The organism is Polaromonas sp. AET17H-212, from assembly GCF_002379085.1.
Classification (GTDB): domain Bacteria; phylum Pseudomonadota; class Gammaproteobacteria; order Burkholderiales; family Burkholderiaceae_C; genus Polaromonas.
Window position 1 is genome coordinate 82504 of the sequence record NZ_NBZW01000008.1, and the last position, 11845, is coordinate 94348.

Here is an 11845-nt window from a genome sequence, read left to right on the forward strand (position 1 = left end):
GGGCCATGGCCATGGCGTTTCGCGGGTTCGCGTCTTGCGCTGAGGCTCGAGCCGCGCTCTAATGCCCCACCTGCCACAGCGGCAGGCGCCAGTCGCGCCACAGCGCCAGCAGGCGCAGGCCGGCGGTGATGGTCACCGTGCTGACCAGCGCGACCCATTCGGGCGCGCCGAGCGCGCTCAGTCCCAGGTACACCCAGCCGCCGACAAAAGCGCAGACCGCATACGGCCGGTGGTCGCGAAACGCGCTGGGGATTTCGTTGCAGACGATGTCGCGCAAGACGCCACCGAACACGCCGGTGACGATGCCCATCAACACACAGACCAGCGCCGGCATGCCGGCCTGGCTGGCCACGTCCACCCCGACCGCGGCGAACAGGCCCAGGCCCAGCGCATCGGGGATCTGCATGACGCGCTCGGTGGGTTCGAAATGGCGCTGGCGCATGAACAGCATCGCCGCCGTGCCGAGCGCCAGAATGCCCCAGACATACTCCACATGCCGGACCCAGAAGAAGGGCCGCTGGTCCAGCAGCAGGTCGCGCAGCGTGCCGCCGCCAAAAGCAGCCACAAACGCCACCACAAAGACACCCACGGCATCGAGCCGGCTGCGCGCCGCCACCATGACCCCGGAGAGGGCAAAGGCCACGGTGGCCGACAGTTCCAGCGCATGGCGCAGCCAGCTGCCCCAGGTGTTGATGTTTTCCATGGGGCGATTGTGCCGCGGCGGCCGCCGGCCTGGCAGCTGCCGCTATTTTTCGGTCCCTGAAAAACTGATTTCCGCTGGATTTCTTGAACCCCGGCAGGTGCTGCTGCACACTGGCCCGGGTCACAAGAAACAAGGAACCAGCATGGGCAAGCGCATCGGATGGATAGGTTTGGGACGCATGGGCGAGGCCATGGCCAAACGCCTGATCAAGGCCGGCCACGAGGTCAGTGTGTGGAACCGCACGGCTTCCAAGGCCGCGCCGCTGGCGGACTACGGTGCCACCATCGTCGGCAGCAAGCAGGACTTGGCTTCCTGCGACATCGTCTTCACCATGGTCTCCACTACCGACGACTTGAAGCAGGTGCTGTTCGGCGAAGGCGGCCTGGTGGCGGGCACGGCCAAACCCAGGGTGGTGGTGGACAGCTCGTCGATCTCGCAGGAGGGTTCGGCCGAAATCCGCACGCGGCTCGAAGCCATGGGGGTCGGCTACCTGTGTTCGCCGGTATCCGGCAACGCCAAAGTGGCCAAGGCCGGCAAGCTGCTGCAGGTGGCCTCCGGACCCAAGGTGCTGTACACCGAGGTCGAGCCCTACCTGCAGGCCATGGCGCGCAAGGTGATGTGGGTGGGCGAGGGCGAACTGGCGCGCATCTGGAAAATTGCCCACAACACCATGTTCGGCGTGATCATCCAGAACCTCTGCGAGATCACGGTGCTGGCCGAAAAGGCCGGCATTCCGCGTCACATCTTTCTCGAAAGCATCAACGACTCGGTGCTCGGCTCCATGTACACCCGGTACAAGACGCCGATGCTGACCAACCTGACGTTTGACCAGGTGACCTTCACGCCCAAGCTGCTGCTCAAGGACATGGACCTCGGCCTCGGGGCTGCGCGGGCGCATGGCGTGGCCATGCCGGCTGCGGCGGCCACGCGCGAGTCGGTGGCCCGGATGGTCGGCCGCGGCCACGAGGACATCGACTTTGCCGTGCTGCTGGTGGAAACCGCCAGGGACGCCGGCCTGGCACTGAAGCCGGAAAACGTCAAGATGAGCGACGGCCTCGAAACCTGACCATGGCCAGCACACCCGCCAGAACCCTGATCCGCGGCGCCACCATCGTCACCATGGATGCGCAGGGCGACCTGCCCAGCGGCGACATCCTCGTGACGGGCGACACCCTGACCGAGATTGCGCCGGCCATCCAGGCCGACGATGCGCAGGTGGTGGATGCCACCGGCCACATCATCATTCCGGGCCTGGTCAACGCCCACATGCACACCTGGCAGACCGCGCTGCGCGGCCTGGCCGCCAACTGGACACTGCTCGAGTATTTCAAAAAGATGCACGCCGGGCTGGCCACCGTGTTCACGCCCGACGATCTGCACATTGCCACGTTGGTCGGTTCGCTGAACCAGCTCAACTGCGGCACGACCACGCTGGCCGACTGGTGCCACAACAACCCGACGCCGGCGCACAACGACGCGGCCATCAGCGGCCTGCTCGCGTCCGGCATACGCGCGGCTTTTTTTCATGGCACGCCCAAGCCCGACCCGTTGCCCGGGCAGGCACCGTTCTGGGAGGTGCCGCATCCGCGCGCGGAAATCGAGCGCCTGCTCAAGGCGCACCAGGGCCAGCCGCTGCTGAGTGTGCAGGCGGCGGTGCTGGGGCCGCATTATTCGACGCTGGAGGTGGCGCTGCACGACTTCGCCATGGCCAAGGAACTCGGGCTGATCGCCTCGCTGCACCAGGGCGGCGGTCCGGCGCGCACGCCCGACGGTTGGCGCCAGCTGGACATGGCCGGCCTGCTGGGCGACCACATCAACATCGTGCACGGGCACGCGCTCAATGACGTGCAGCTGCAGCGTTTCTGCGAGCTGGGCATGAGTTTTTCAGCCGCAGCCGAAAGCGAAATGAGCCAGGGCCACGGCCACCCGCTGACCGGCCGGCTGCGGGCGCTGGGCCGCGCCCCCTCACTGGGCGTGGACCTGGAAAGCGTGATGAGCGGCGACATGTTGACGCAGGCGCGCATCGCGCTGGGCATCCAGCGCTCGCTCGACAACGTGGCCTACCGCGAAACCTACGGCACGATTCCACCGACGTCGACCATCACCACGCGCGAGGCGCTGTCCTGGGTGACGGTCGAAGGTGCGCGCATGCTCAAGCAATCGCACCGCATCGGTTCGCTGGCCGCCGGCAAGCAGGCCGACCTGGTGCTGATCCGCGCGACTGACCTCAACATGCAGCCGGTGCACGACCCGGTCAACTCGGTGGTGATGCAGACCTCGCTGGCCAACATCGACAGCGTGATGGTGGCCGGGCGCTGGAAAAAACGCCACGGCCAGCTGCTGGGCGTGGACCTGGCGCCGCAGCTGGCGGCGTTGCAGGCCTCGGGACAAAAAATCGCGGAGGCGATGTTGCTATCAAATAAATAGCTGACTGCGCAGGTAATAAAAGGGCGGAGACCCATTTTGACCATCAAACCAAGGAGACAAGCACCATGAAACGTTTCATCTTTTTCACCATGAGCCTGCTGGCCGTGGGCAGCGCGCTGGCCCAGGCCACTTCGACAGGCTCAGGACAGGGTTACCCCAGCAAACCCATCAAATTCCTGGTGCCCTTCACGGCCGGCAGCGGCACCGACCTGATTGCCCGCAGCATCGCCGACACCATGAGCAAAAGCATGGGCCAGCCCATCGTGATCGAGAACAAGCCCGGCGCCGGCGGCACCATCGCCGCCGGCCAGGTGGCCAAAGGCGAGGCCGACGGCTACACCGTGCTGGTGCATTCGTCGGGCCATGCGCTCAATCCGGCGATCTACAGCACCATAGGTTACGACACCCTCCGCGACCTCACCGGCATCACGCCGCTGGCGGCCCTGCCCAATGTGCTGGTGGTCAACCCGGCCAAGGGCTGGAAGTCGGTGGCTGACCTCGTGGCCGCCGCCAGGGCCAAACCGGGCCAGCTCAACTACGCCTCGGCCGGCGTCGGCAGCGCGACCCACCTCAACGCGGAAAAATTTCGCCTGCAGGCCGGCATCGAGGCCCTGCATGTGCCTTACAAGGGCACGCCGGAAGCGATGACCAATGTCATCGGCGGCAGCAACGACTGGTTCTTCGCGCCGCTGGCCTCGGCCCTGCCGCTGGTCAAGGACGGCAAGCTGCAGGCGCTGGCCGTCAGCACGCCCAGCCGGTCGCCCGCGCTGCCGCAGGTGCCGACCACGGTCGAGGCCGGCGTGGCGGGCTCCGACTACACCTTCTGGGTCGGCATGATTGTGGCGAGCGCCACGCCCGCGCCTGTGGTCAAACGCCTGCATGAGGAGGCGCTGAAAGCCATGGCCCATCCGGAGGTCAAGGAGCGCATGAACAAGCTGGGCGCCGAGCCCTTCCCGCTGTCGGTCGAGGCCTTCAATGCCTTCATCAAGACCGAGGTGGACGCCGCCGCGCGCATTGCCAAGGCGGCCGGTCTCAAGGGCCAGTGATGACGCTGGTGCATGTCGCCGGTGTCGGCAAGATGGGCCTGCCCATGGCCGGGCATTTCCACGCGGCCGGCCATGCGGTGACGGTCCGCGACCCCCGCGAGACACGCCTGCAATTGGCGCGCAGCCAGGGCCTGCAGGTGGCTGATGACGCCAGCGCCGCGATGGCGCGTGCCGACATCATTGTTTCCTCGCTGCCCAACGACGCCGCCTTGCGTGAGGTCGCCGCCCAAGTGGCGGGGGCCGCGCGGCGTGGCGCGATCTACATCGATACCAGCACGGTCTCGCAGCAGGCGTCGGCCGACGTCGCCCAGATGCTGGCGGCGGCCGGGGTGGCCTACCTGCGCACCACGCTCTCGGGCAACAACAAGATGGCCGAGGCGGCCCAGCTCACGGTGATGGCGTCCGGCCCGCGCGCCGCTTATGACAGCGTGTTGCCCTTGCTCAAGACCCTGGGGCCGCACCAGTTTTACCTCGGCGCTGCCGAGCAGGCGCGCCTGATGAAGCTGGTGGTCAACCTGATGATTGCGCAGACCAGTGCCATGCTGGCCGAGGCCCTGACCCTGGGCCGCAAGGGCGGGCTGGCCTGGGGCGACATGTGGCAGGTGCTGGGCGCCAGCGCGGTGGCCTCGCCCATCGTCAAGGCGAAGTCGGCGCAGCTCTCGCAGCGCGACTTCACGCCGACCTTCACGGTCGAGCAGATGGTCAAGGACCTGACGCTGATTCTGGGCGCCGGCGCCGACAGCCATGTACCCTTGCCGCAGACGGCGCTCACCTTCCAGCTGATGCAGGCGGCGCTGGCCCAGGGCGACGGCCAGGACGACTACGCGGCCATCATCAAGACGGTCGAGCGCAGCGCCGGGTTACCTGCGGACTGAAAAGGGGAACCATGAGAAGTTTCATCTACAACGGCCAGGCAGGCCGCGTGATTTTCGGCGCCGGCAGCCTGCAGCACCTGGGCCGCGAAATCGAGGCACTCGGCGCACGCAAGGCGCTGGTGCTGTCCACACCGGAGCAGCGCGCCTCGGCCGAGATGATTGCCGACCTGCTGGGGCCGCGTGCCGCCGGCGTGTTCGACCGGGCCGTCATGCATGTGCCGATGGAGACCGCCCGCGAAGCCCGCGAGCTGGCCCGCCAGCTCGGCGCCGACTGCGCCGTCGCGATTGGCGGCGGCTCCACCACCGGGCTGGGCAAGGCGATTGCGCTGGACTCCGGCCTGCCGATTCTGGCGATCCCCACCACCTATGCCGGCTCGGAGATGACGTCCATTTACGGCATCACCGAGGGCGGGCTGAAGAAAACCGGCAAGGATGCGCGCGTGTTGCCGCGCACCGTCATCTATGACCCCGAGCTGACCCTGAGCCTGCCGGTCCGCATGAGCGTGACCAGCGGCATCAACGCGCTGGCCCACGCGGCCGAAGGCCTGTATGCGGTGGACCGCAACCCCATCATGGATCTGATGGCCAAAGAGGGCATCGCCGCCATGGGGCGGGCGCTGCCAGCTATCAAAAAAGAAGCGACAGACATCGCCGCCCGCAGCGATGCGCTGTACGGCGCCTGGCTGTGCGGCACTGTGCTGGGCAACGTCGGCATGGCGCTGCACCACAAGCTGTGCCACACCCTGGGCGGCAGTTTCAACCTGCCGCATGCCGAGACCCACACCATCGTGCTGCCGCACGCGCTGGCCTACAACGCGGCCGCGGCGCCGCAGGCCATGCAGGCCATCGCGCAGGCGCTGCAGGGCCGCAGTGCGGCGCAGGCGGTGTTCGACCTGGCGCAGAACAACGGCGCGCCGGTGGCGCTGAAGGACATCGGCATGAAGGCGTCCGACCTTGACAAGGCCTGCGACATTGCCATGCAGAACCAGTACCCGAACCCGCGGCCGCTGGAGCGCGCTGCGATCCGCCAGTTGCTGCAGCAGGCTTTCGACGGGCAGCGTCCCGAAGCCTGAGCCGCGGTCGGCCGCCATGGATGCGAAGGCGGCTTTCATGGGTCGCCATTTTCGGGTGACAGGACTAGACTGGTGCCCTCTGTGGACAGACCCGTGTTGTCATGGAAATTTTTGTTCTGCTGCTAATGGTCGCCGCTTTCAGCGCCTGGCAGTTCAAATCAAAAAACCAGGCCAGGCGCATGGCCCTGCTGGACGGTTTTCTCGGCCGCTACCAGGTGGAAAAGCGGATGGAAAACCTGATCGAGGCTTACCTGAGTGCGCTGGAGGAGAAAGACCCGGAGCGCCGGGCCCGGCTCTGGACCATGCTGGCCTTGTCCGAGGAGCAGCTGTGCGGGCAGTTCCGGCGTCTCGCCGCGGATTTTTCGGCGGTGGACGAGGCCGATGCCCGCGTCAGCAAGCTGCCGGCGTTTCTGCCTGAAACCGACCGGTTTTTCCCCGCCAACACCTTCGACATGCGGCGCGCCCTGGTTGTGCATGCCGAGGCGCTGGAGCGCGCGGCAAGCAATGCACAGGGCCGCGCGCCGCGTGACAAGGCCTACACCCTGTCGGCCGAACTGTTGTTGATGCAGCACACCTGCCACTGGTACCGCCACTCCAAGGCGGTCGCCTCGGCGCGCATGCTGGCCCGGCACTAGACGCCGTACCCGCAACTGCTGGCGTCCGTGGACCCGCAGACGCGGCAGGCCTACCTGGCGGTGATAGGCCGCTGAACTGGGGGCGCTGCCCAAAAGTCTCAGTCAAATCGAGCTTCAGCCCAAGCAGGGTGGGCGCACGCAGCTATCAAATAAGGAGCTGTCGGCAGATCTCAGACGGTGCCGGCGGCATGCCCGGTTGCCTGCTTGAGCACCTGCAGCGCCTGCCGGCCCTGGCTGCCGCGCCAGGCCACGATCTGGTCCGGGCGGATCAGGGTAAGCGGCGCTTCGTACAGCGCCAGCAGCGCGTCTGACGGCTGCCGCACCACTTTCAGGTCCAGGCCCAGCGCCGCCGCCGCATCCACAAAAGCGCGGGTGTCGGGGGCCTCCGGCCCCAGGGCCAGCAGCGTCCATTCGAAGTTGAAACTGTCGTACAGCGAGACGCCGTTCGCCAGCCAGGCGTGCGGTGCGCGGCCCCCGGGGCTGGCGCTGGGCTGGTAGTGGCCGGCTTCGTCCGGCGGCGGCGTGCTGCCGTCCTTCACGATCAGCGGCGAGCCGTCGTAACGCCCGCCAAAAGTCACGCCGGGAATGTTGAATTCCAGGCGCACGTGCTGGTTCAGGTAGCTGGAGGCGCGTTCGCGTTCGGCCTGGCCCGCGGCATCGCCCTGCTCCAGCAGGGCGGTGGCGCGGAAGCTGCCGACCGAATCGGCAAAACGCCGGGCATAGGCGGTGTTGCGTTCGGCCAGCGCTTGGCGCTCCGGTCCGTAACTGTCCAGCAGCTGCGGCGGCGCCTGGCCGCGCAGCACGGCGGCCAGTTTCCAGCCGAGGTTGACCGCGTCTTCCACCGCGGTGTTGTAGCCGAGGCCGCCGGTCGGCGTGAACAGGTGGGCCGCGTCGCCACCGATAAACACCCGGCCGCGCTGGAAGCTCTGCGCCACCAGCGAATGCCCCGCGGTCCAGGTGCCGACCGACAACACCTCGATGGCCAGATGCGCGCCCATGGCTTGATCGACAATCCGCTGCGCGTCGGCGGCGGTCCAGGCGTCGGCATCTTCACCCTCGTGCACCGCGGCGTGAAAGGCAAACTCCGACTGGCCGTCCACCGAGGCCATGAAGGCGCGGCGTTCGGGATTGACCGACACATACATCCAGGCGCGGGCGTGCGGGAACACAGTGTAAAAATCCGGCGCGCGCAGGTACACCGCAAACATCTTGCCGCCCATGAACTCACGTTTGACGCCGCTGGCGCCGTCCCAGGCGATGCCCAACGTGCTGCGCACCAGGCTGCGCGGGCCGTCGGCGCCCACCAGGTACGCGGCCTGCACGTCCAGGGCTGGCCCGCCGGCGCTGGCGCGCACCTGCGCCTGCACATGGCTGCCGTGGTCCTCGAAACTTTCCAGACCCCAGCCATAACGCACATCGATGCCGGGCAGGGCTTCGGCGTGGCGGCGCAAGGTGGCCTCGACAAACTTCTGCGACACGCGGTGCGGCAGTTCGGCCGCGCTCCAGGAGCCGCCCATGGCCTTGATGTTTTTCACCGCCTGCGCGGCGGTGGGCAGCTGCAGGCGGGCCAGCTCATGGCCGGTGTAACGCGTGAAGTAGGCAATGTCGGTCGGGTGGTCGTCCGGCAGGCCCTGGGCGCGGATCTCGCCGGCAAAACCGAGGCGGCGGAAATGCTCCATGGTGCGCGCCTGCGTGGCGTTGGCCTGCGGGTTGAAGGCGGTGCCCGGTTTCGGGTCCACCAGCAGGCAGGCCACGCCGCGGCGGCCGAGTTCGTTGGCCAGCATCAGGCCGCAGGGGCCACCACCGGCGATCAGCACGTCGGTATGCAGAACCTCGCCCATGTCAGTACACACCAAAGCGCCCGGTCCACTTGCGCTCGTAGTCCTGCTTGGCGAAGTGTTCGGCGACGAAGTCGATGAAGGTGCGCACTTTGGCCGACAGGTGTTTCCGGCTGGGGTAGGCCAGGTTGATGGTCAGGCGCGGCAGGTCCCATTCGTCGAGCACCGGCACCAGTCGGCCGGCCACGATGTCGTTGTAGACGATGTAGCTGGGCTGCACCAGGATGCCCATGCCGTCCAGCGCCGCGGTGCGCAGGATCTGGCCGTCGTTCGATTCCAGCAGACCCTTGACCGTGACGGTGGTGGAGGCACCGTCGCGGGTGAAGCGCAGCTCGTTCGGGTTGTTGGCGTAGGTGTAGATCAGCAGCTTGTGTTTGTGCAGGTCTTCCAGGGTTTTCGGAAAACCGTGCTGCGCAAAATAACGCGGCGACGCCGCCAGGATGCGGCGCGTTTCCGCCAGGCGGCGTATCGTGATGTTGGAGTCAGGCTCGATCTCCCGCGTGCGGATGGCCACGTCGATGTTGTTGTCGATGATGTCCAGGTAGCGGTTGGCGGCCTCGACGTGCACGGTCACATTGGGGTAACGCTGCGTGTATTCGCGCAGCAGCGGCGCCACGTGGTGCAGCGAAAACGACAGCGAGGCCGTGATGCGCAGCATGCCGGTCGGGTTGAGCGCCGTGGCGTTGACCGCCGACTCGGCGTCCTTCAGGTCGGACAAGATGGTTTTGGCGCGGCTGAAAAACTCCTGGCCTGTGTCGGTGAGGTAGAGCCGGCGCGTGTTGCGCTCCACCAGCCGGGCGCCCAGGCGCTCTTCCAGCGCCGACAGGTGCCGGCTCGCGGCCGCATTGGACAGGTCCAGCGCTTCGGCGGCGCGGCTCAGGCTGCCGGTTTCGGCCACCTGCACAAACAGTTCAATCTCCGTCCAGCGATCCAAGCCATGTCTCCTGCAGTTGCCGCCTTTGTTTTTTCTTTGGGCCGCCTGCATTGTGGCCCAGCCGCATCAGCCTTTTTTCCGCGGCGCGGAAAAGTCATTTGCGCCAGCCCGCTTTTGTTCCGGGACGCCCAAGCCTACATTTAGTGCCAGAGAGTCCACGAAGGAAAGTATGCACGTCCACGCTCCCGTTTTTCGGAAATTCCGGCCATGCGCAACCTGAACCAGGACACCATCACCCAGGCGGTGCTGGCCCGTTTTGCGGGCACGCCCGATGCGCGCCTGAAGGAACTCATGACCAGCCTGGTGCAGCATCTGCACGCCTTTGCGCGCGAGGTGAAGCTGACCGAGGCCGAGTGGCTGGCCGGCATCGAATTCCTGACGGCGACTGGCCAGAAGTGTGATGCCAAGCGCCAGGAGTTCATCCTGCTCAGCGACACGCTGGGCCTGTCCATGCTGACGGTGGCCATGAACAATGACAAGCCCCCCGGCTGCACCGAGGCGACGGTGTTCGGCCCCTTTCATGTCGAGGGTGCACCGCATTTCGACAATGGCGCCGATGTGGCCAATGGCGCGGTGGGCGAACCCTGCGTGGTGCGCGGCAGGGTGCTGGGCCTGGGCGGCGAGGCTGTGGCCGGCGCCGACATCGAGGTCTGGCAGGCCGATGCCGCGGGCAACTACGACGTGCAGTACGCCGACCTGGACAAGTTCCAGGCGCGCGGCGTGCTCCATGCCGGTGCAGACGGCAGCTTTACCTTCAGGACCATCGTGGCCGAGCCTTACCCGATTCCCGTGGACGGCCCGGTGGGCGACATGCTGCGCGCGACCAGCTGCCACCCCTGGCGGCCGGCGCACCTGCATTTCATGATCAAGGCCCCGGGTTATGAAACGCTGGTGACCCATGTGTTTCGCAATGGCGACCCTTACCTCGACTCCGATGCGGTGTTCGGCGTGCGCCAGTCGCTGGTGGCCGACTGGGTCAGGCAGCCCGACGGCGTTTACCGCCTCGATTTTGATTTTGTCCTCAACCCGGCCTCATGACGTGATCTACATCTTCTCCCTGATCGACAAGCCCGACAGCGGCGCGCTGCGCCAGCGCATCCGCCCCGAACACAAGGCCTACCTGGCCGGCATGGCGGAGCGCATCTCCTTTGCCGGACCGCTGGTCACTGACGATGGCCGGACCATGCTGGGCAGCCTGCTGGCGATCGAGTTCGACGCGCGCGAGGCAGCGCACGCCTGGCTGGCCGATGAACCCTTTACCCGCGCGGGCCTGTATGCAAGCACCAGCATCCATGCCTTCGTGAACCTGTGGCCGCAGAAAACCGGCTTCCCCGCATGATCAAACACATCGTCATGTGGAACATCCGCGGCGACACGCCCGAGGCCAAGGCGGTGGGCATTGCCAAGCTGCAGCGCAGTTTTGAAAGCCTGCGCGGGAAAATTCCCGGTCTCGCGCACCTGGAAATCGGTGTCGATGCCAGCCGGGTCGATTACGCCTGCGACGTGGTGCTTTATTCCGAGTTCGACAGCCAGGCCGCGCTCGATGCCTATGCCAGCCATCCCGAACACCTGCGCGTGAAGGGCGAACTCGCCGATCTGCGCATCGCGCGCCACCAGGTCGACTACGAAGGTCCGTTCGGCACCCGGCCGGGAGCCACCCCACACCACAAGGAGACAGTCAATGAATGACAACAGGAACAGGGACATGGACAGCGAGCTGCTGATCCGGCAGATGGTCGAGCGCTGGGCCGTCTGGCGCGATGCAGGCGACTGGGAGCGTTTTGCCACCGTGTGGCACCCCGAAGGCGTGATGATGGCGACCTGGTTCCAGGGACCGTTCGCGGACTTCATTCGTGTGACGAAAGAAGGCTGGGCCAAGGGGGTCAGCATCCTGCATTTTCTCGGCGGCTCGGCCGTCGAGGTCGCGGGCGAACGGGCCATCGCGCAGACCAAAATGACCATTTCCCAGCGCGGCATGGTGGAGGGCGCGGACGGCCCGGTGCTCTGCGACGTGGTCTGCACCGGACGCTTTTATGACTTCGTGGAAAAGCATGAAGGCCAGTGGAAGCTGCTGCACCGGCAGCCGATTTACGAAAAAGACCGCATCGACCCGGTGGACGCCTCGGCGAGCCTGAAGCTTGATGCACAGGCGCTGGTCGCTTTTCCGGAAGGCTACCGCCACCTGGCCTATATCCAGACGCGGATCGGCTACACCGTCAAGCTCGACATGCCGATGCTCAAGGGGCCGGTGGTCGACGAGCTGTACCGTCGCGGCGCGCGCTGGCTGGCCGGCGGACCCCTGGAGCGCTGACAT

Annotated in this window: 13 protein-coding genes; 10 read left to right on the top strand and 3 right to left on the bottom strand. The window is 66.5% G+C overall.

The features are described from left to right. Positions 1–58 precede the first annotated feature (58 nt). Positions 59–703, bottom strand: coding sequence for a trimeric intracellular cation channel family protein (locus B7G53_RS08780; protein WP_096666610.1), 645 nt, complete (start codon positions 701–703; stop codon positions 59–61). On the opposite strand from B7G53_RS08780, the gene B7G53_RS08785 reads away from it, so the two are divergent. From B7G53_RS08785 to B7G53_RS08810, 6 genes are all read left to right on the top strand, one after another. After that, positions 702–1769 (top strand): NAD(P)-dependent oxidoreductase, encoded by a 1068-nt coding sequence (locus tag B7G53_RS08785; protein WP_255249951.1) that lies wholly within the window; start codon positions 702–704, stop codon positions 1767–1769. The genes B7G53_RS08780 and B7G53_RS08785 overlap by 2 nt on opposite strands. A gap of 2 nt (positions 1770–1771) precedes the next feature. Continuing rightward, positions 1772–3130: an amidohydrolase family protein gene (locus B7G53_RS08790; protein WP_096666616.1), complete on the top strand. Its 1359-nt coding sequence runs from the start codon at positions 1772–1774 to the stop codon at positions 3128–3130. A 65-nt stretch (positions 3131–3195) separates the two neighbouring features. Continuing rightward, positions 3196–4176, top strand: a complete 981-nt coding sequence (locus tag B7G53_RS08795; RefSeq protein ID WP_255249952.1) for a Bug family tripartite tricarboxylate transporter substrate binding protein — start codon at positions 3196–3198, stop codon at positions 4174–4176. Beyond that, positions 4176–5051 (top strand): NAD(P)-dependent oxidoreductase, encoded by an 876-nt coding sequence (locus B7G53_RS08800; RefSeq protein ID WP_096666620.1) that lies wholly within the window; start codon positions 4176–4178, stop codon positions 5049–5051. Before B7G53_RS08795 ends, B7G53_RS08800 begins: the two co-directional genes overlap by 1 nt. An 11-nt stretch (positions 5052–5062) precedes the next feature. Next, positions 5063–6124 (top strand): maleylacetate reductase, encoded by a 1062-nt coding sequence (locus B7G53_RS08805; RefSeq protein ID WP_096666623.1) that lies wholly within the window; start codon positions 5063–5065, stop codon positions 6122–6124. Positions 6125–6225: 101 nt separating this feature from the next. Continuing rightward, entirely contained in the window at positions 6226–6759 is a 534-nt protein-coding gene (locus B7G53_RS08810) for a hypothetical protein (protein WP_369680276.1), read from the top strand. A gap of 170 nt (positions 6760–6929) precedes the next feature. Here the strand turns inward: B7G53_RS08810 and B7G53_RS08815 are convergent, their stop codons facing one another. Further along, positions 6930–8600 (bottom strand): FAD-dependent oxidoreductase, encoded by a 1671-nt coding sequence (locus B7G53_RS08815; protein ID WP_096666626.1) that lies wholly within the window; start codon positions 8598–8600, stop codon positions 6930–6932. A 1-nt stretch (position 8601) separates the two neighbouring features. Beyond that, positions 8602–9531, bottom strand: a complete 930-nt coding sequence (locus B7G53_RS08820; RefSeq protein ID WP_096666629.1) for a LysR family transcriptional regulator — start codon at positions 9529–9531, stop codon at positions 8602–8604. Between the two features lie 207 nt (positions 9532–9738). Between B7G53_RS08820 and B7G53_RS08825 the strand changes: the two genes are divergently transcribed. From B7G53_RS08825 to B7G53_RS08840, 4 genes are read left to right on the top strand one after another with little or no spacing between them, the layout of a single operon-like run. After that, positions 9739–10569 (top strand): intradiol ring-cleavage dioxygenase, encoded by an 831-nt coding sequence (locus B7G53_RS08825; protein ID WP_096666632.1) that lies wholly within the window; start codon positions 9739–9741, stop codon positions 10567–10569. Position 10570: 1 nt separating this feature from the next. Then, on the top strand, positions 10571–10870 hold the full coding sequence (locus B7G53_RS08830; RefSeq protein WP_096666635.1) for a YciI family protein: 300 nt from the start codon (positions 10571–10573) through the stop codon (positions 10868–10870). After that, complete coding sequence (locus tag B7G53_RS08835) at positions 10867–11220, top strand: Dabb family protein (protein ID WP_096666638.1); 354 nt, start codon at positions 10867–10869, stop codon at positions 11218–11220. Before B7G53_RS08830 ends, B7G53_RS08835 begins: the two co-directional genes overlap by 4 nt. After that, positions 11213–11842 (top strand): nuclear transport factor 2 family protein, encoded by a 630-nt coding sequence (locus B7G53_RS08840; RefSeq protein ID WP_096666641.1) that lies wholly within the window; start codon positions 11213–11215, stop codon positions 11840–11842. The genes B7G53_RS08835 and B7G53_RS08840 overlap by 8 nt, the downstream gene beginning before the upstream one ends. The last annotated feature ends 3 nt before the right edge of the window (positions 11843–11845 follow it).

Bases quoted from the DNA above. Each gene is read 5' to 3' on its own strand.
- B7G53_RS08785 (WP_255249951.1), top strand. From the start codon at position 702: ATGGGGCGATTGTGCCGCGGCGGCCGCCGGCCTGGCAGCTGCCGCTAT.
- B7G53_RS08780 (WP_096666610.1), bottom strand. From the start codon at position 703: ATGGAAAACATCAACACCTGGGGCAGCTGGCTGCGCCATGCGCTGGAA.
- B7G53_RS08790 (WP_096666616.1), top strand. From the start codon at position 1,772: ATGGCCAGCACACCCGCCAGAACCCTGATCCGCGGCGCCACCATCGTC.
- B7G53_RS08795 (WP_255249952.1), top strand. From the start codon at position 3,196: ATGAAACGTTTCATCTTTTTCACCATGAGCCTGCTGGCCGTGGGCAGC.
- B7G53_RS08800 (WP_096666620.1), top strand. From the start codon at position 4,176: ATGACGCTGGTGCATGTCGCCGGTGTCGGCAAGATGGGCCTGCCCATG.
- B7G53_RS08805 (WP_096666623.1), top strand. From the start codon at position 5,063: ATGAGAAGTTTCATCTACAACGGCCAGGCAGGCCGCGTGATTTTCGGC.
- B7G53_RS08810 (WP_369680276.1), top strand. From the start codon at position 6,226: ATGGAAATTTTTGTTCTGCTGCTAATGGTCGCCGCTTTCAGCGCCTGG.
- B7G53_RS08815 (WP_096666626.1), bottom strand. From the start codon at position 8,600: ATGGGCGAGGTTCTGCATACCGACGTGCTGATCGCCGGTGGTGGCCCC.
- B7G53_RS08825 (WP_096666632.1), top strand. From the start codon at position 9,739: ATGCGCAACCTGAACCAGGACACCATCACCCAGGCGGTGCTGGCCCGT.
- B7G53_RS08835 (WP_096666638.1), top strand. From the start codon at position 10,867: ATGATCAAACACATCGTCATGTGGAACATCCGCGGCGACACGCCCGAG.
- B7G53_RS08840 (WP_096666641.1), top strand. From the start codon at position 11,213: ATGAATGACAACAGGAACAGGGACATGGACAGCGAGCTGCTGATCCGG.